The sequence below is a fragment of the Achromobacter sp. AONIH1 genome (genome assembly GCF_002902905.1).
In the GTDB taxonomy this organism is placed as follows: Bacteria; Pseudomonadota; Gammaproteobacteria; order Burkholderiales; family Burkholderiaceae_B; genus Achromobacter.
Window position 1 is genome coordinate 5,587,830 of the sequence record NZ_CP026124.1, and the last position, 16,881, is coordinate 5,604,710.

General features: G+C 68.7%; 13 protein-coding genes. 8 read left to right on the forward strand and 5 right to left on the reverse strand.

All coding sequences use genetic code 11. The annotated features are described in order from the left end of the window. Window positions 1-115: 115 nt before the first annotated feature. The 5 genes from C2U31_RS25515 to parE form a co-directional block, all read right to left on the reverse strand. Window positions 116-1,339 carry a DUF418 domain-containing protein gene (locus C2U31_RS25515; RefSeq protein ID WP_103275354.1) on the reverse strand — a complete coding sequence of 408 codons (1,224 nt, stop codon included), beginning with the start codon at window positions 1,337-1,339 and terminating at the stop codon, window positions 116-118. Next, on the reverse strand, window positions 1,336-1,956 hold the full coding sequence (locus C2U31_RS25520) for a TetR/AcrR family transcriptional regulator (protein ID WP_103276575.1): 621 nt from the start codon (window positions 1,954-1,956) through the stop codon (window positions 1,336-1,338). Before C2U31_RS25520 ends, C2U31_RS25515 begins: the two co-directional genes overlap by 4 nt. Window positions 1,957-2,152: 196 nt before the next feature. Further along, on the reverse strand, window positions 2,153-4,474 hold the full coding sequence (parC, locus tag C2U31_RS25525) for a DNA topoisomerase IV subunit A (protein ID WP_103275355.1): 2,322 nt from the start codon (window positions 4,472-4,474) through the stop codon (window positions 2,153-2,155). 35 nt (window positions 4,475-4,509) lie between these two features. Further along, window positions 4,510-5,115 (reverse strand): YcxB family protein, encoded by a 606-nt coding sequence (locus tag C2U31_RS25530; protein WP_103275356.1) that lies wholly within the window; start codon window positions 5,113-5,115, stop codon window positions 4,510-4,512. Continuing rightward, complete coding sequence (parE, locus tag C2U31_RS25535) at window positions 5,115-7,076, reverse strand: DNA topoisomerase IV subunit B (RefSeq protein ID WP_199770892.1); 1,962 nt, start codon at window positions 7,074-7,076, stop codon at window positions 5,115-5,117. Before parE ends, C2U31_RS25530 begins: the two co-directional genes overlap by 1 nt. A 302-nt stretch (window positions 7,077-7,378) precedes the next feature. On the opposite strand from parE, the gene trxA reads away from it, so the two are divergent. The 8 genes from trxA to C2U31_RS25575 all read left to right on the forward strand — a co-directional run bounded on the left by trxA (window position 7,379) and on the right by C2U31_RS25575 (window position 16,876). Beyond that, window positions 7,379-7,705, forward strand: a complete 327-nt coding sequence (gene trxA / locus C2U31_RS25540; RefSeq protein ID WP_103275358.1) for a thioredoxin TrxA — start codon at window positions 7,379-7,381, stop codon at window positions 7,703-7,705. A gap of 119 nt (window positions 7,706-7,824) precedes the next feature. Beyond that, entirely contained in the window at window positions 7,825-9,084 is a 1,260-nt protein-coding gene (gene rho / locus C2U31_RS25545; RefSeq protein WP_103275359.1) for a transcription termination factor Rho, read from the forward strand. A gap of 446 nt (window positions 9,085-9,530) precedes the next feature. Next, complete coding sequence (locus C2U31_RS25550) at window positions 9,531-10,502, forward strand: dipeptidase (protein WP_103275360.1); 972 nt, start codon at window positions 9,531-9,533, stop codon at window positions 10,500-10,502. A 10-nt stretch (window positions 10,503-10,512) separates the two neighbouring features. Next, window positions 10,513-11,037, forward strand: a complete 525-nt coding sequence (locus tag C2U31_RS25555; protein ID WP_103275361.1) for a 4-vinyl reductase — start codon at window positions 10,513-10,515, stop codon at window positions 11,035-11,037. Window positions 11,038-11,045: 8 nt separating this feature from the next. Beyond that, window positions 11,046-13,109, forward strand: a complete 2,064-nt coding sequence (locus C2U31_RS25560) for an NADH:flavin oxidoreductase (RefSeq protein WP_103275362.1) — start codon at window positions 11,046-11,048, stop codon at window positions 13,107-13,109. A gap of 2 nt (window positions 13,110-13,111) precedes the next feature. Next, window positions 13,112-15,001, forward strand: a complete 1,890-nt coding sequence (locus C2U31_RS25565) for a (Fe-S)-binding protein (RefSeq protein WP_103275363.1) — start codon at window positions 13,112-13,114, stop codon at window positions 14,999-15,001. Then, the gene (locus C2U31_RS25570; protein WP_103275364.1) at window positions 14,998-16,119 is read left to right on the forward strand and encodes an electron transfer flavoprotein subunit alpha/FixB family protein; all 1,122 of its coding nucleotides are present in this window, start codon (window positions 14,998-15,000) and stop codon (window positions 16,117-16,119) included. The genes C2U31_RS25565 and C2U31_RS25570 overlap by 4 nt, the downstream gene beginning before the upstream one ends. After that, window positions 16,112-16,876, forward strand: coding sequence for a drug:proton antiporter (locus C2U31_RS25575; RefSeq protein ID WP_103275365.1), 765 nt, complete (start codon window positions 16,112-16,114; stop codon window positions 16,874-16,876). Before C2U31_RS25570 ends, C2U31_RS25575 begins: the two co-directional genes overlap by 8 nt. The last annotated feature ends 5 nt before the right edge of the window (window positions 16,877-16,881 follow it).

Genomic DNA, 16,881 nt, shown 5'->3' on the forward strand with positions numbered 1-16,881 from the left:
AGCGTCCGCGGCGAATCCAGCCACGGGCACGCCTGGCCGGCAGGCCCGGCGGCAGCGGCAAAGAAGCGGGGCGCCATCCCGGCGCCCCGCCAGCCCTCGTCGTTACGTCCGCCGCTCAAGCCGCGCCGCGGCCATCCGACGTCCGGCGCCATTGCGGCCAGACGCCCACCGTCAACGCGCGCAGGAACCACTCCACCGGCCCGTAGGCATGACGGCGCATCCACCAGGCCGACGCCGCCGTCTGCGCCAGGAAAATCACCAGCGCCAGCCCGCCGGCCTCCAGCGGCGACCACAGGCCCATCTGGCGCGCGCCCCAGGCCGTGAACACCAGCGCGCAGACCACGGACTGCATCAGGTAGTTGGTCAATGCCATCCGGCCCGCCGGCACCAGCCATGCCGAGAGCCGCGCGCCCAAGCGCGAACGCAGCATCAGCAGGAAGGCGCAGGCATAGCTCATGGTCAGCAGCGGCGACGTAAGCAGGCCCACGGCCAGGCCCGGCAACTCCCAGGAGGGCCCGGCCACCGAAGGCAGCGCGGACCAGGCATAGAAAGCCGCGCCGGCCAGGCCCGGCAACAGGCCCAGCGCCAGCAGCAGCCCCAGCGCGCGAGGCTGGCGCCACGGATCTTCCAGCGCCTGCCGCCGTCCCAGCGCGTAGCCGACCAGGAACATGGCGAAGGCGTAAGGCCCCTGCACCAGCAGCAGCACGACCCAGACGTACTCGATGAGTTCCTTGGCGTGCTGCCCGATCACGGAACCGACCGTGCCCCGGTAGGCTTGCAGGGCGGAGAGCACGTCGGCCCGCGCCTGCGCCGCGACCTCGGGGCCCGGCGGGTCCAGCAGGCTCAAGCCGGCCAGCACCGCCCAGGCCGCCGAGGCGAGTCCGATGAGCCACAACGCCAGGCGCAACGCGCGGGCGGGCTCAAGGTTGCGGCAGCAAAGCAGCAGCATGCCCAGGATGGCGTAGGTCAGCAGGATGTCGCCGTGATAGAACAGCACGGCATGCGCCGCGCCCAGCGCGGCCAGGCCCGCCAGCCGCCGCAGGAAACGCGGCAGGAAAGCCGCCTGGCCGCGCTCGGCGGCCGCCATCTGCAGGGTGAAGCTGTAGCCGAACAGGAACGAGAACAGCAGATAGAACTTGGTCTCGAACAGCAGGCCGAAGACCCAGCTGGCCGCGAGATCCAGCGGGCGTCCGAACGCGGGATCGACCACGCCGCTGCCGTAGTACGGCGAGGCGAACACGCCGATGTTGACGACCAGGATGCCGAACAGGGCGAAGCCCCTGAGCGCATCCACCTGCTGCAGCCGCGCGGGTCCGGCCGCAGCCGGGACGGCACTCATTTGCGACCTCCGGCCGCGGTGTCGGATGGCAGATAGCGGGCCAACGCGCTCTCGATCAGGCGACGTCCGGCCTTGGCGTCGAATCCGGGATCGACCACGCGGCGGCTGAAAATGCCATCCAGCAGCAGCAGGATCATGTCGGCCATTTCGTCCGGCGGCTGCGGCGGCGTCTCGCCGCGCGCCTTGCCCCATGCCGATGCCAGCATCGCCGTGAGGCCCTGCTTGCGCTCGGCCTCGTTGGCGATGACCAGCGCATGCACCGCGGGATTGCGCACCGCCTCGGCCAGCACTTCCATGCCCAGGCGCACATAGGACGGATCCAGATACAGCAACACCTGCTCGGCCAGCCAGCCGCGCGCCGCGGCGCGGGCGTCGGGCGAGGCGCAGGCCGCCTGGATGACATCCCGCGTGGCCTCGGTATCCGCCGCGATCAGGGCCTCGATGATATCGGCCTTGCTGCGGTAGTAGTGGAATAGGTTGCCCGGGCTCATGCCTGCGCGCTCGCAGATCTGGGCGGTCGAGGTGCCGTGAAAACCATGCTCGGCGAAGCAATGCGCGGCGGCGTTGAGGATATGGCGGCGGCGCTCCTGCTGCTTGATGGGGTCGACTTTGCGCATGGGAACCATTAATAGATAATTTAGTCTATTAATTAAAAACCAAGCCGCGCCGCTTCGTCAACGAAAGGATCGCGCCGACCCCGTCCACGCAAGGGCCGCAGGCGCCCCTGATCGAGACCGCCAGGACGCCTCCCAGAAAAAATCCCGCGCCAGCATGGCGCGGGATTGGGCGTGTTCCCGGAGCGCGCCCGGACGCTCAGCCCAACACCGGCGACAGCACCGGCTGCTTCGGGCGCACGTCCAGCTGCCGGCCCTTGCGCGCGCGCTTGCCCACGTAGGGCGTGAGCGCCGAGCCGGCCAGGATGTCCTCGGTGTGCTTGTTGCGGTACACGCCCGCGGCGCGCAGCCCGGCCGCGCCGATCGGCACGGCCTGGTCCAGCTTGTCGGCGGTGTCCAGCCCCATCAGGATCGTGCCGCGGCCGCCTCCCGACAGACTCTTGACCTCGTCCAGGCCGAACACCAGGAACTTGCCCTTGTCCGACAGCAGCGCCAGCTGCGTCGCGCCGTCGAACAGCGGCACCGGCCGCAGCAGCTCGTCGCCGGCTTCCAGCGTGATGAACTGCTTGCCGGCACGCTGGCGGCTGAACATGTCCGAGAGCTTGGCCGCGAAGCCGTAGCCGCCGCGCGTGGCCAGCAGCCAGCGCGAATCGGCGGCCGCCGCGATCATGTGCACGATGCGCGAACCGCTTTCCAGGTCGATCATGGTGGTGATCGGCTGGCCGTCGCCGCGCGCCGACGGCAGGCCCGACACGGCGACGGAGTAGACGCGGCCGTTGTCGCCCACCGCGATCAGCGTGTCGGTGGTGCGGCATTCGAAGGCGCCATACAGGTCGTCGCCCTGCTTGAAGCCGAATTGCGAGGCATCGTGGCCGTGGCCCTGGCGCGCGCGCAGCCAGCCCTTCTGCGACACGATCACGGTCACCGGCTCGTCCAGCACCTTGGTTTCCAGCACGGCGCGCTCGGCCGTCTCGATCAGCGTGCGGCGATCGTCGCCATATTGCTTGGCGTCGGCCTCGATTTCCTTGACCAGCAGGCGCTTGAGCGAGGCCGGGTTGTCCAGCAGCTCCTGCAGGCGAACCTGCTCTTCGCGCTTGCCGGCCAGTTCCTGCTCGATCTTGATCCCTTCCAGGCGGGCCAGCTGGCGCAGGCGCATTTCCAGGATGTCGTCGGCCTGGCGCTCGGTCAGCTTGAAGCGCTCCATCAGCGCGGCGCGCGGCTCGTCGGATTCGCGGATGGTCTGGATGACTTCGTCCACGTTCAGGTAGACCACCATCCGGCCTTCCAGCACGTGGATGCGGTCGATGACCTTGTCCAGGCGGAAGCGCGTGCGGCGCGTCACGGTCTGCGTGCGGAACGCCAGCCATTCAGTCAGGATGTCGCGCAGGCCCTTCTGGCGCGGACGGCCGTCGGTGCCGATGCAGACCAGGTTGACCGAGGCGCTGCTTTCCATGCTGGTCTGCGCCAGCAGCGTGTTGACGAATTCATCGCGGTCCACGCGCGAGGTCTTGGGCTCGAACACCAGGCGCACGGCGGCGTCCTTGCCGGACTCGTCGCGCACGGCGTCCAGCAGGTTCAGCATGACGGCCTTGGACTGGGTCTGCTCGGGCGTCAGGCTCTTCTTGCCGGTCTTGACCTTGGGATTGGTGATTTCCTCGATCTCTTCGAGCACCTTCTGGCAGGACGTTCCCGGCGGCAGCTCGGTCACCACCAGTTGCCACTGGCCGCGCGCCATTTCCTCGAACTGCCAGCGCGCGCGCACCTTGAGCGAGCCGCGACCGGTCGAATAGATCTGGGCGATATCGGCGGCCGGCGTGATGATCTGGCCGCCGCCGGCGAAGTCGGGGCCGGGCACCAGGCTGTACAGCTCGGCGTCGGTCAGCTGCGGCTGCTTGATCAGCGTCACGCAGGCCTGCGCCACTTCACGCAGATTGTGCGGCGGGATTTCGGTGGCCATGCCCACGGCGATGCCGGACGCGCCGTTCAGCAGCATCACCGGCAGGCGCGCCGGCAGCATCTGCGGCTCTTCCTGGCTGCCGTCGTAGTTGGGCACGAAATCGACCGTGCCCTCGTCCAGCTCGTCCAGCAGCAGCTTGGCGATCGGCGTGAGGCGGGCTTCCGTGTAACGCATCGCCGCGGCGTTGTCGCCGTCGCGCGAGCCGAAGTTGCCCTGACCGTCGATCAGCGGATAGCGCAGCGAGAAATCCTGCGCCATGCGCACCATCGCGTCATACGCGGCCTGGTCGCCATGCGGGTGGTACTTACCCAGCACATCGCCCACGACGCGCGCGGACTTGACGGGCTTGGCGCCGGCCGCCAGGCCCATGGCCTGCATGGCGAACAGGATGCGGCGCTGCACCGGCTTCTGGCCGTCGCCCACGTCGGGCAGCGCCCGGCCGCGAACCACGGACACGGCATAGTCCAGATAGGCCTGCTCGGCATAGCGCGCCAGCGTGATGGCGGCGTCGCCGTCACCGGACGAGGAGGCGTCGAAAAGACCAGGTTGATTGCTGTCGGTCATGATGTATTCAGGTAGACAATTTCATCGGAACGGCGTCATTGCGCCGGCGCGGACACGGCCAGCTTCGCGTCGGCCACATGCGCGCGGAATTGCGCGCGCACGGCCTCCAGCGTGCCGGCGTCCTGCCCGCGCTTGGGGATGATCACGCCTTGCAGCGTGCCCAGGACCACATACAGGTGTTCGGGCGTTTCCTCGACGCGGCTGACGTTGCTCCAATCCATGCGGCCCGAAGCCGAGGCGGTGGCGTCATCGATGCCGTCGGCGCCGAATTCCAGGCGATGGCGGCCCAGGAACATCTCATCGGGCTGACGTCGCAGCATGCGCCGCGTATTGGCCTTCACCAGGGCGGGCAGCACGAATTCGTAGGCCAGCGCCAGCAGGACCAGAACGCCCAGGCCCACCGCCAGCCCCTGGAAATAGGCGGGCAGGACCGCGCCCCAGTCCGGGCCGCCCGGTCCCCAGGCGCTCCATGCCGTGTAGGCCAGCAGCGCCACCACCATCAGCACGGCGAAGCGCAGATGCGAGCGCATGCGGCGGCCGCGCATTTCGGGCCGCTTGTACATATAAGCGACGAAGTCGGCATAGTCATCGGCCTTGAGGTCGACTTCCATGACGGCGGACGCGGGCGCGGCTTGCGTCATCAGATGTCGAGCTCCGCCAGGTTGCCCTTCTCTTCGATCCAGGCGCGGCGTTGCGAGGATTCCCCCTTGCCCATCAGCATGTCGAACATGCGCGTGGTGTCTTCCGGCGACTGGTCGCCATAGCCCACCGGCAGCAGACGGCGCGTGTCCGGATTCATGGTGGTTTCCCAGAGCTGCTCGGGGTTCATTTCGCCCAGGCCCTTGAAGCGGCTGACCGCCCAGGCGCCTTCGCGCACGCCTTCCTTGCGCAGCTTGTCCTGCGCGGCTTCCAGCTCGCCGTCGTCCAGGCAGTAGATCTTGCGCGCCGGACGCTTGCCCTGCGCCGGCACGTCCAGGCGGAACAGCGGCGGCTTGGCGACGTAGACGTTGCCGGCCTCGACCAGCTTGGGGAAGTGCTTGTAGAACAGCGTCAGCAACAGCACCTGGATGTGCGAGCCGTCGACGTCCGCGTCCGACAGGATGCAGATGCGGCCGTAGCGCAGCCCGGACAGGTCGGGCGTGTCGTTCGGCCCGTGCGGGTCGACGCCGATGGCCACCGAGATGTCATGGATTTCGTTGTTGGCGAACAGGCGATCGCGGTCCACTTCCCAGGAATTGAGCACCTTGCCGCGCAGCGGCAGGATGGCCTGGAATTCCTTGTCGCGACCCATCTTGGCCGAGCCGCCGGCCGAGTCGCCCTCGACCAGAAAGACCTCGGTGCGCGCCGCGTCGCTGGCTTCGCAATCGGTCAGCTTGCCGGGCAGCACGGCCACGCCGGAACTCTTGCGCTTCTCGACCTTCTGCGCCGAGCGCTGGCGCGCCTGCGCCTGGCGGATCGCCAACTCGGCCAGCTTCTTGCCGTACTCGACATTGCTGTGCAGCCAGAGATCCAGCGCGCTCTTGGAGAAACCGCCCACCAGGCGCACGGCGTCGCGGCTGTTCAGCCGTTCCTTGATCTGGCCCTGGAACTGCGGATCCAGCACCTTGGCCGACAGCACGAAGCTGGCGCGCGCGAACACGTCCTCGGGCAGCAGCTTGACACCCTTGGGCAGCAGGCTGTGCAGCTCGGCGAAGCTCTTGACCGCGCCGAACAGGCCTTCGCGCAGGCCCGATTCATGCGTGCCGCCAGCCGGCGTGGGAATCAGGTTCACATAGGACTCGCGCACGGCGTTGCCGTCCTCGGTCCAGGCCACCACCCACTGCGCGCCCTCGCCTTCCGCGAAGTTCTCGTGGTCGGCGCCGGCGTACTGCGCGCCCTCGAAAAAGGGCACCATCAGCTCGGCGCCGGCCAGCGCTTCGGCCAGGTAGCCGCGCAGGCCGTCCTGGTACTGCCAGGTCTTGGTATCGCCGGTCTTCTCGTTGACCAGCATGACCTTCACGCCCGGCAGCAGCACGGCCTTGCTGCGCAGCAGATGCGTCAGCTCGCCCAGCGGAATCGTGGGGCTGTCGAAGTATTTGGTGTCGGGCCAGACGCGCACGCGGGTGCCGGACTTCTTGCGTCCGCCTTCGGCATACGGCGCCAGCGGCTCGGCGACCTCGCCGTCCTTGAACACCAGCCGGTTCACGCCGCCGTCGCGCCAGACCACGACTTCCAGCCGGGTGGCCAGCGCGTTGGTGACGGACACGCCCACGCCGTGCAGACCGCCGGAGAACGCATAGGCGCCTCCGCCCTGCTTGTCGAACTTGCCGCCGGCGTGCAGGCGGGTGAACACCAATTCAACCACCGGCGCGTTTTCTTCCGGGTGCAATCCCACGGGTATGCCGCGGCCGTCGTCCTCGACGGATACGCTGCCATCGGTGTGCAGCGTGACTTGTATCTGTTTGCCGTAGCCGGCCAGCGCCTCGTCGGCGGCGTTGTCGATCACCTCCTGCACGACGTGCAGCGGGTTCTCGGTGCGGGTGTACATGCCCGGGCGCTGGCGCACGGGCTCCAGCCCCTTCAGGACGCGGATGGACGCCTCGTTGTAACGTGGAGTGGCCAAGTTATCCCCAACATCTGTGGAAAAAAACCGACATTTTACGGACAAGCCCAGATTCCGCGCGGCTCCCGGTGGGATGCGCAGGACCTGAGCAGCCCCATATTCGGTAGGATGACAGTCATGGCGGCGGCCCTGTCCGGCTGTTTTTCTGCAGGACCTCGGCCGCCGCGCCGCAACATCCTACACAAAAGCCGCAAACCCTGTTGTTATCGACAGTGGTATGCTTTAATCCATTACAAACTAGAACAACGGCATGGCACGTCCCCTTTTTCGCGCCCTCTGCCGCGGAACAGAGAATCACCATCATGAGCGACCAAATCAAGAACGTCAGTGACGCCAGCTTCGAGGCCGATGTGTTGAAGTCCGGCCAGCCGGTGCTGGTGGACTACTGGGCTGCCTGGTGCGGCCCCTGCAAGATGATCGCCCCGATCCTGGAAGAAGTCGCCGCCGAATACGCTGGCCGCCTGACGGTCGCCAAGCTGAACGTGGACGACAACCAGGGCACCGCCGCCAAGTACGGCATCCGTGGCATTCCCACCCTGATGCTCTTCAAGGACGGCCAGGCCGCCGCCACCAAGGTCGGCGCGCTGTCGAAGTCGCAACTTACCGCATTCCTGGACGGCGCGTTGTAAACTGCGCGCTGTAACCGAAGGCGCCGCCCAGGCGGCGGCGTCCTTCAAAGAAATACGCGCGAGCCCGTCCGTGGCGCGCCGACAAACCCCTCCTTTACATTCCCCCACCACTCACCGCGATGCACCTCAACGAACTGAAGGCGCTGCACGTCTCGCAGTTGCTGGAAATGGCCGCTGGCCTGGAAATCGAGAACGCCAACCGCCTGCGCAAGCAGGAACTGATGTTCGCCATCATGAAACGGCGCGCCAAGCAGGGCGAGCAGATCTTTGGCGACGGCGTGCTCGAAGTCCTGCCCGACGGCTTCGGTTTCCTGCGCTCGCCCGAGACCTCTTACCTGGCCAGCACGGACGACATTTACATCTCGCCGTCGCAGATCCGCCGCTTCAACCTGCACACGGGCGATTCGATCGAAGGCGAAGTCCGCACGCCCAAGGATGGCGAGCGCTATTTCGCCCTGGTCAAGGTGGACAAGGTCAACGGCGTGGCGCCCGAGGCGATCAAGCATCGCATCATGTTCGAGAACCTGACGCCGCTGCATCCGAACCGGACCATGCGCCTGGAACGCGACATCAAGAGCGAGGAAAACCTCACCGGCCGCATCCTGGACGTCTTCGCCCCCATCGGCATGGGCCAGCGCGGCCTGATCGTCGCCAGCCCCAAGTCCGGCAAGACGGTGATGATGCAGCACATCGCGCACGCCATCACCACCAACTATCCCGACGCGGTCATGATCGTGCTGCTGGTGGACGAGCGTCCCGAGGAAGTGACCGAAATGCAGCGCACGGTGCGCGGCGAAGTCGTGGCCTCGACCTTCGACGAGCCGGCCACCCGCCACGTGCAAGTGGCTGAAATGGTCATCGAAAAGGCCAAGCGCCTGGTCGAAATGAAAAAGGACGTGGTGATCCTGCTGGACTCGATCACCCGTCTGGCCCGCGCCTACAACACCGTCGTGCCGGCCTCCGGCAAGGTGCTGACCGGTGGCGTGGACGCCAACGCCCTGCAGCGCCCGAAGCGCTTCTTCGGCGCCGCCCGCAATCTCGAGGAAGGCGGTTCGCTGACCATCCTGGGCACCGCGCTGATCGAAACCGGCAGCCGCATGGACGAAGTGATCTACGAGGAATTCAAGGGCACCGGCAACTCCGAAGTCCACCTCGAGCGTCGCCTGGCTGAAAAGCGCGTCTACCCGGCCATCAACCTGAACAAGTCCGGCACCCGCCGCGAAGAGCTGCTGATCGCGCCGGACCTGCTGCAGAAGGTCTGGGTGCTGCGCAAGTTCATCCACGACATGGACGAAGTGCAGTCCATGGAATTCATCCTGGACAAGATGCGCGTCACCAAGACCAATGCCGAATTCTTCGACATGATGAAGAAGAAGTAAGCCAGTCCCTGGCGGCGCCGCGCGCCGCCAGCCGCGGACGGGTCGCGCCTGTCCGCGACCGCAGCACCCAGGCCGCCGCGCGCGGCCTGCCCTCCCCCGTCTTGTCGTCCTACCGATTGCGCAGTCGATCGTGGCCCGCCCGGCCATGCGCCGCGCCGGCATCCCATGCCCGGCCAGCCCGCGCGACGACGCATCCCCCGCCTTGAGCCGACCCCGCGGATCCCTGCCGATCCCGCGCCGTTCCTTCCTGCCTGCCTCCCGGCCGACGCTTGTCGCTCGACGACAGCCGTCCATGTCGTATTTGGACAAGATAGCGTCCGGCCGGGGAAACAGCGGATCCCGCCTTCAGAGAAGAATGCTCCAAAAAACCCGCCTGGCACCTCCCTGGTGTCCGGTCACAGGACGCGGCGCCATGTACGCCGCGATCCCACAACGGAGACTTCATCATGAACGCCCTGCATCGGGAGAGCGTCGTCATCGACGGCCTCATCATTTCCAAATGGGACCGGTCCGTGTTCGAGGACATGCGCCGCGCCGGCCTGACCGCGGCCAACTGCACGGTATCGGTCTGGGAAGGCTTTGCCCAGACGGTGGACAACATCGCCGCGATGAAGCAGATGATCCGCCAGAACGAGGACCTGCTGACGCTGGTGCGCGACGCCGCCGACATCCGCCGCGCCAAGGCCGAGGGCCGGATCGGCATCATCCTGGGCTTCCAGAACGGCCACGCCTTCGAGGACCGCCTGGGCAACATCGAAGCCTTCGCCGACATGGGCGTGCGCGTCGTCCAGCTTTGCTACAACACGCAGAACCTGATCGGCACCGGCTGCTACGAGCGCGACGGCGGTCTGTCCGGCTACGGACGCGAAGTCATCGCCGAAATGAACCGCGTCGGCATCATGGTGGATCTGTCTCACGTCGGCGCCAAGACCTCCGAAGAAGCCATCCTCGCCTCGACACGCCCGGTCTGTTATTCGCACTGCCTGCCCTCGGGCCTGAAGGCGCACCCGCGCAACAAGAGCGACGAGCAACTGCGCTTCATCGCCGAGCGCGGCGGCTTCGTCGGCGTGACCATGTTCCCGCCTTTCCTCAAGCGCGGCATCGACGCCACGGTGGACGATTACGTGGAGGCCATCGACTACGTCAGCGCCATCGTCGGCGAGGACAACGTGGGCATCGGCACGGACTTCACGCAAGGCTACGGGCAGCCCTTCTTCGACTGGCTCACCCATGACAAGGGCCGCCATCGCCGCCTGACCGACTTCGGCCCCATCCAGAATCCCGCCGGCATCCGCAGTATCGGCGAGCTGCCGAACCTGACCGACGCCATGCGGCGCGCCGGCTGGAGCGACATCCGCATCCGCAAGGCCATCGGCGAGAACTGGCTGCGCGTCTTCGGCGAAGTGTGGAATAGATAAGGAGCCCGCCATGCAACCGACCCTGCCCATCGACGTCGACGAGCAAACAGGCGTCTGGCGCACCGACGGCCTGCCCATGCTGTACGTGCCGCGCCATTTCTTCATGAACAACCACCTGGCGGCCGAGGGCGTGCTGGGCCGGGAGGCCTACGCCGCCCTGCTGTATCCCGCCGGCCACAAGTCCGCCTATTACTGGTGCGAACAGGAATCGCGCCGCCACAAGATCAGCGGCGCGCCGGTCTACGAGCACTATCTGCGGCGCCTGTCGCAACGCGGCTGGGGAATCTTCGCGCTGGACGAGATCGATCCCGCCCGCACCCGCGCGCGCATCACGCTGCGTCACTCCGCCTTCGTGCTGGCCCAGCCCGGGACGGCCGGCCTGCTCTGCTACATGTACTCGGGCTGGTTCGCGGGCGCCATGGATTGGCTGAGCGACCAGCAGGGCCGGCCGGCGCGCGCCCAATGCGCCGAACACCACTGCGGTTCGCAGGGGCATGCGCACTGTGAATTCATAGTTCGTCCCATCGACGCCTGAGGCCGGCCATGCGCTATTCACGCCTGTTTACGCCCATCACCCTGAACCAAGTCGTGCTGCGCAACCGCATCGTCAGCACGGCGCACGCCGAAGTCATCGCCGACGAACACGGCCTGCCCGGCGAGCGCTACCTGCGCTACTACGAGGAAAAGGCCAAGGGCGGCCTGGGGCTGGCCATCTGCGGCGGCTCCAGCATCGTTTCGCCCGACAGCCCGCAAGGCTGGTGGCGCTCGGTCAACCTTTCCACCGACCGCGTCATCGAACCGCTGGGCCGCCTGGCCGAGGCCATGCACCGCCACGGCGCGCGCATCATGATCCAGGCGACCCACATGGGCCGGCGCTCGTCCTGGCATGGCGAACACTGGCCGCACCTGGTCAGCCCGTCCGGCGTGCGCGAGCCCGTGCACCAGGGCAACGCCAAGACCATCGAGCCCGAGGAAATCCGCCGCATCATCGCCGACTTCGCGGCGGCGGCGCGCCGCGTGCAGGCGGCCGGCATGGACGGCATCGAGATATCCGCCGCCCACCAGCACCTGATCGACCAGTTCTGGAGCCCGCGCACCAACTTCCGCACCGACGAGTACGGCGGCTGTCTGGAGAACCGCCTGCGCTTCGGCATGCAGGTGCTGCAGGCGGTGCGCGAGGCCGTCGGCAAGGATTTCTGCGTGGGCCTGCGCATGTGCGGCGACGAATTCCACGAGGACGGCCTGAACCACGACATGCTCAAGGAAATCGCCCAGGCCATGGCCGAGACCAGCCTGATCGACTACCTCAGCGTGATCGGCTCGGGCGCCGACACGCACAACACGCTGGCCAACTGTATGCCGCCGATGGCGCTGCCGCCGGAGCCCTTCGTGCACCTGTCGGCGGGCATCAAATCGGTGGTGAAGATCCCCGTCATGCACGCGCAGAGCATTCGCGACGCCAACCAGGCTGAGCGCGTGCTGGCCAGCGGCGCGGCCGACCTCGTGGGCATGACGCGGGCGCAGATCGCCGATCCGCACATGGTCGTGAAGATCCGCGATGGCCGCGAGGACGAGATCAAGCAGTGCGTGGGCGCCAACTACTGCATCGACCGCCAGTACGATGGCCTGGACGTGCTCTGTGTGCAGAACGCCGCCACCACGCGCGAGACCACCATGCCGCACCGCATCGTCCCGACCCGGGGCAGGCGCCGCCGGATCGTGGTGGTGGGCGCCGGGCCGGCGGGCATGGAAGCGGCGCGCGTCAGCGCCGAGCGCGGCCATGACGTGGTGCTGCTGGAAAGCAACGCCGCGCTGGGCGGGCAGATCCTGCTGGCCGCCAAAGCGCCGCAGCGCGAGCAGATGGCGGGCATCGTCCGCTGGTTCGACCTTGAAATCAAGCGCCTGGGCATCGACTGCCGGCTGGGACAGGCCGCCGATGCGGACGATGTGCGCGCACTGGATCCCGACATCGTGGTGCTGGCCACCGGCGGGCGCAGCCATGTGCACCACCTGCCGGCCTGGGGCGTGGCCGACGGCCTGGCCGTCAGCGCCTGGGACGTGCTGGCCGGCCGCGTCGAGCCGGCCAGGCGCGTGCTGGTCTATGACGGCGTCAGCACCCACGCGGGCGCGGGGGTGGCCGACTACATCGCCAGCCGTGGCGGACTGGTCGAAGTGGTGACGCCGGACACCAAGGTTTCCGAGAGCGTGGGCGGCACCACCTTCCCCATCTTCTACCGCAGGCTCTACGCGCAACAGGTCGTGCTGACGCCCAATACCTGGCTGGAGCGCGTCAGCGCCGAAGGCGACAAGCGCATCGCGCTGCTGCGCAACGAATACACCGACGAGCGCGAGGAACGCGAAGTCGATCAGGTCGTCATCGAGAACGGCATCATTCCCAACGATGCCCTGTACGGCGCGCTCAAGTCCCAATCCGTCAACCTGGGCCAGACCGACATCCATGCCCTGTACGCCGCCGAGCCGCAGCCGGCCCTGGCCGAGCCGACCGGCGGCGGACGCTTCCTGCTGTTCCGCGTCGGCGATTGCGTATCGATGCACAACATCCACGGCGCCATCTACGACTCGCTGCGCCTGTGCAAGGACTTCTGACCATGGCCGCCTTTCCTTCCCTCATCACCGGACTGTTCTGGCTTGCCGTGCTGGGCATCGGCGCCGGAACGCTGCGCCGCGCCTCGCTCTGGCGCGCCGGGCGCAGCGCCCCCATCCGCTGGCTGGACATGCTCGCCGTGCCCAAGCGCTACTTCGTCGACCTGCACCACGTCGTGGCGCGCGATCCCTACATCGCGCGCGCCCACATCGCCACGGCGGGCGCGGCGGTGGCCGCCATGTTGCTGGTGGCGCTCAACTACGGCCTGGCGCTCTATCGGCAGTCCCTGGACATGGCCATCGCGCTCGCCGCGCTGGTCATGCTGACCGGCCTGGCTTTCGTCTGGCTGCGCCGCCGCCATCCGCCCGCCCGGCTGTCGCGCGGCCTGTGGAACCGGCTGCCGTGGATGCTGGGGGCGCTGGCGCTGGGCCTGCTGCTGCTGGGCGCGCTGCCCGCCGCGTGGCTGGCCGGGCTGACCGGCCTGGGCACCGCCGCGCTGTTGGCGGTGGGCGCCTGGGAGCTGACCGTGGGACTGGCGCGCGGCGGCCCGATGAAGCATGCGCTTGCCGGCCTGCTGCACCTGGCCTTCCACCCCCGCCCCGAACGTTTCGGCAAGACGCCGCGCGGCCAGCTCGCGGCCTTGCGCCCGCTGCCGCTGGACGGCCAGACGCTGGGCGTCGGCACGCCGGCGACGTTCACCTGGCAGCAGCTGCTGAGCTTCGACGCCTGCGTGCAGTGCGGCAAGTGCGAAGCCACCTGTCCCGCCTTCGCCGCCGGCCAGCCGCTCAATCCCAAGAAGCTGATCCAGGATCTGGTCGTGGGCATGGCCGGGGGCACCGACGCCGGCTATGCGGGCAGTCCCTCGCCCGGCCTGCCCGTCGGATTCCACCACGGCGCGCCGGCCAGCCCCATCGTGCCCGAACTGATCGAGCCGGAAACACTGTGGGCCTGCACCACCTGCCGCGCCTGCGTGCAGGCCTGCCCGATGCTGATCGAGCATGTCGACGCCATCGTCGACATGCGCCGCCAGCAGACGCTGGAACATGGCGCCGCGCCCGGCAAGGCCGCCCAGGCGCTGGCGAACCTGCGCGAAACCGGCACGGCGGGCGGCTTCGACCTGGGCGCGCGCTATCACTGGGCCGTGGACCTGGGCGTGGAACAGATCCAGCCCGGCCGTCCGGTGGATGCGCTGCTCATCGCCGGCGAAGGCGCGTTCGACATGCGCTACCAGCGCAGCCTGCGCGCGCTGGTCAAGGCCCTGCAGGCGGGCGGCGTGCGCTTCGCGGTGCTGGGCGCGCTTGAAACAGATACCGGCGACGTGGCGCGCCGCCTGGGCGACGAGGCCACCTTCCAGCAGCTGGCGCGCGCGTTGATCCAGACGCTCGACAGCCTGGACTTCCAGCGCATCGTGACCGCCGACCCGCACGTGATGCACTGTCTGCGCAACGAGTACCCCGCGCTGGGCGGACGCTATGCCGTGGAGCATCATGCCGCCACGCTGGCCGCCCTGGCCAGAACAGGCAGCATCCGCCTCAAGCCGCTGGAATCGTCCGCGCCCCTGACCTACCACGACCCCTGCTACCTGGCCCGCTACAACGGTGAAACCGAGGCGCCGCGCGAGCTGCTGGCGCGGCTGGGCGCGCCGCTGCGGGAAATGACGCGCCATGGCCTGGAAGGCCGTTGCTGCGGCGGAGGCGGCGGCGCGCCGTTGACCGACATCCCCGGCAAGCGCCGCATCCCCGACATCCGCATCGCCGACGCGCGTGAAACCGGCGCGGCCACCATCGTCGTCGCCTGTCCCAACTGCACGGCGATGCTGGAGGGCGTGGTCGGCCCGCGCCCCGACGTGCGCGACATCGCGGAACTGGTCGCCGACGCGCTGGAGACATCATGAACGCCATCCGCAGGATCAATCCGCGCCGGCCGTACACCCACACAGCCGAGGGCCTGAAGCGCATCGTGCTGGGCCAGTCCGCCTCGGTCGGCGAGGATGCGTCGACGCCCGCGCAAGCCGGCGCCGCCAGCGCCGCCAAGCCCTTGCGCAGCCAGGCGCCCGCCGTGCGCCGCATGCTCGCGGTGGCCCACAGCGAACGCGGCGCGCTGTCGGCGGGCGCGCGCCAGGCCGTCGCGGCGGCGGCGCTGCTGGCACAGGCGGACACGGCCGTGCACCTGCTGGTGTTCGGCGACTGCCGCGACGATCCGGCCGCGCTGGGAGCGGATATGCTGATCCAGGCGCAAGCGCCCGCCGCCCATGCGCCCGATCTTGCCCTGGCCGCCCTGCTGGCGGAAATCGCCGGCGATCCGCCGCTGCACATCTTCATGTCCGACGAGGATCCCGACGACGCCGACCTGGGCAGGCGTCTGGGCGCGCACACCGGCTACACGGCGGCGACGGGCGTGGTCTCGCTGAACGCCAGCGAAGCCTTCCGCATGGCCGGCCCGGCGCAGCTCGCCCGCTGCCCCCTGCCCCGCATCCTGCTGCTGGCCGCCGACGCCGTCGACGAGGCCCTGCCCTGCGCCGGCCGTGGCTTGCGCCGCCAGCTCCCCTGGCCGCAGGCGCCCGCGCGCTATCGCGAACAGGCGCGCTTCAAGCTGGACGCCGCCGAGCTGGCATTGGAAGAAGCCGATCTGATCGTCTCGGCCGGCAACGGCGTGCACGACCTGGAGAGTTTCCATGCGCTGGCGACCGCGCTGGGCGCGGCCGTCGGCGCCAGCCGCGTGCCGGTGGACGATGGCCGCTTTCCCCGTTCGCAGCAGATCGGCGCCACCGGCAAAACCGTCAGCGCCAGCCTGTACCTGGCGTTCGGCATCTCCGGCGCGGTCCAGCACCTGCAGGGCATCAAGGATTGCCGGCACGTGATCGCCGTGAACCTGGACGCCAGCGCGCCGCTGATCAAGCGCGCCGACCTGAGCATCATCGACGACGCGCACAGCGTGACGCGGGCGCTGCTGGATGAAGTCGCGCGGGCCCGCCAAGCCGCGCGCACTCCCCTGGAGACGCCCCATGGCTGAACCGCGCATCGCCGTCCTGGTTTCGCTGGGACGCCATCCCGTCAGCGGCGCCGTCCGCTGGAGCCGCAACGACGGCGCCGCGCTGGCGCTGGCCCGGCGCCTGGGCGGCGCGTCCGTCGCCGTGCTGCACGCCGGCGATCCCGACGAACCGGCATTGCGCGGCTATCTGGCGCTGGGCGCGCCCTGCGTCCAGACCATCGACGTGCCGCGCGACCGGGACGTGCTGGATCCGCTTGCCGCCCTGCTGAGCGACTACGCCCTGGTGCTTTGCGGCAGCCGCGGCGAGTCCGGCATGGGCAGCGGCCTGCTGCCCTATCTGCTGGCGCAGCGTCTGGGCCGTCCGCTATTGCCCAACGTGCTCTCCGCCCAGCTGGCCGGCGGCGCGGTCCGGGCGCGGCAGTTTCTGCCCAAGGGCCGGCGCCGCGACATGGAAGCGGACCTGCCAGCGCTGCTGACCGTGCACCCCGCCGCGCCCTTCGAACCACGCTATGCCTATGCGCGGGAGCGCGCCGGGCGCGTACTGCCCGTTGCGGCGCCCGCCCAGGCCGCGCCGCTGGCCGACGCCTGGCGCATCGAACCGGCCGACGCGCGGCCGCGCAAGCTGGCCGCGCCCGAACGACGCTCCGGCCGCGACCGGCTGCTGGCCGCGACCGCCATGGCCAGCCGGGGCGGCGAAGTCATTCAGCACGGCTCCCCGGAAGACAAAGCGCGCGCGGTGCTTGCCTATCTGCGCACTCACAACCTGGTTGATTACTGAGGTGG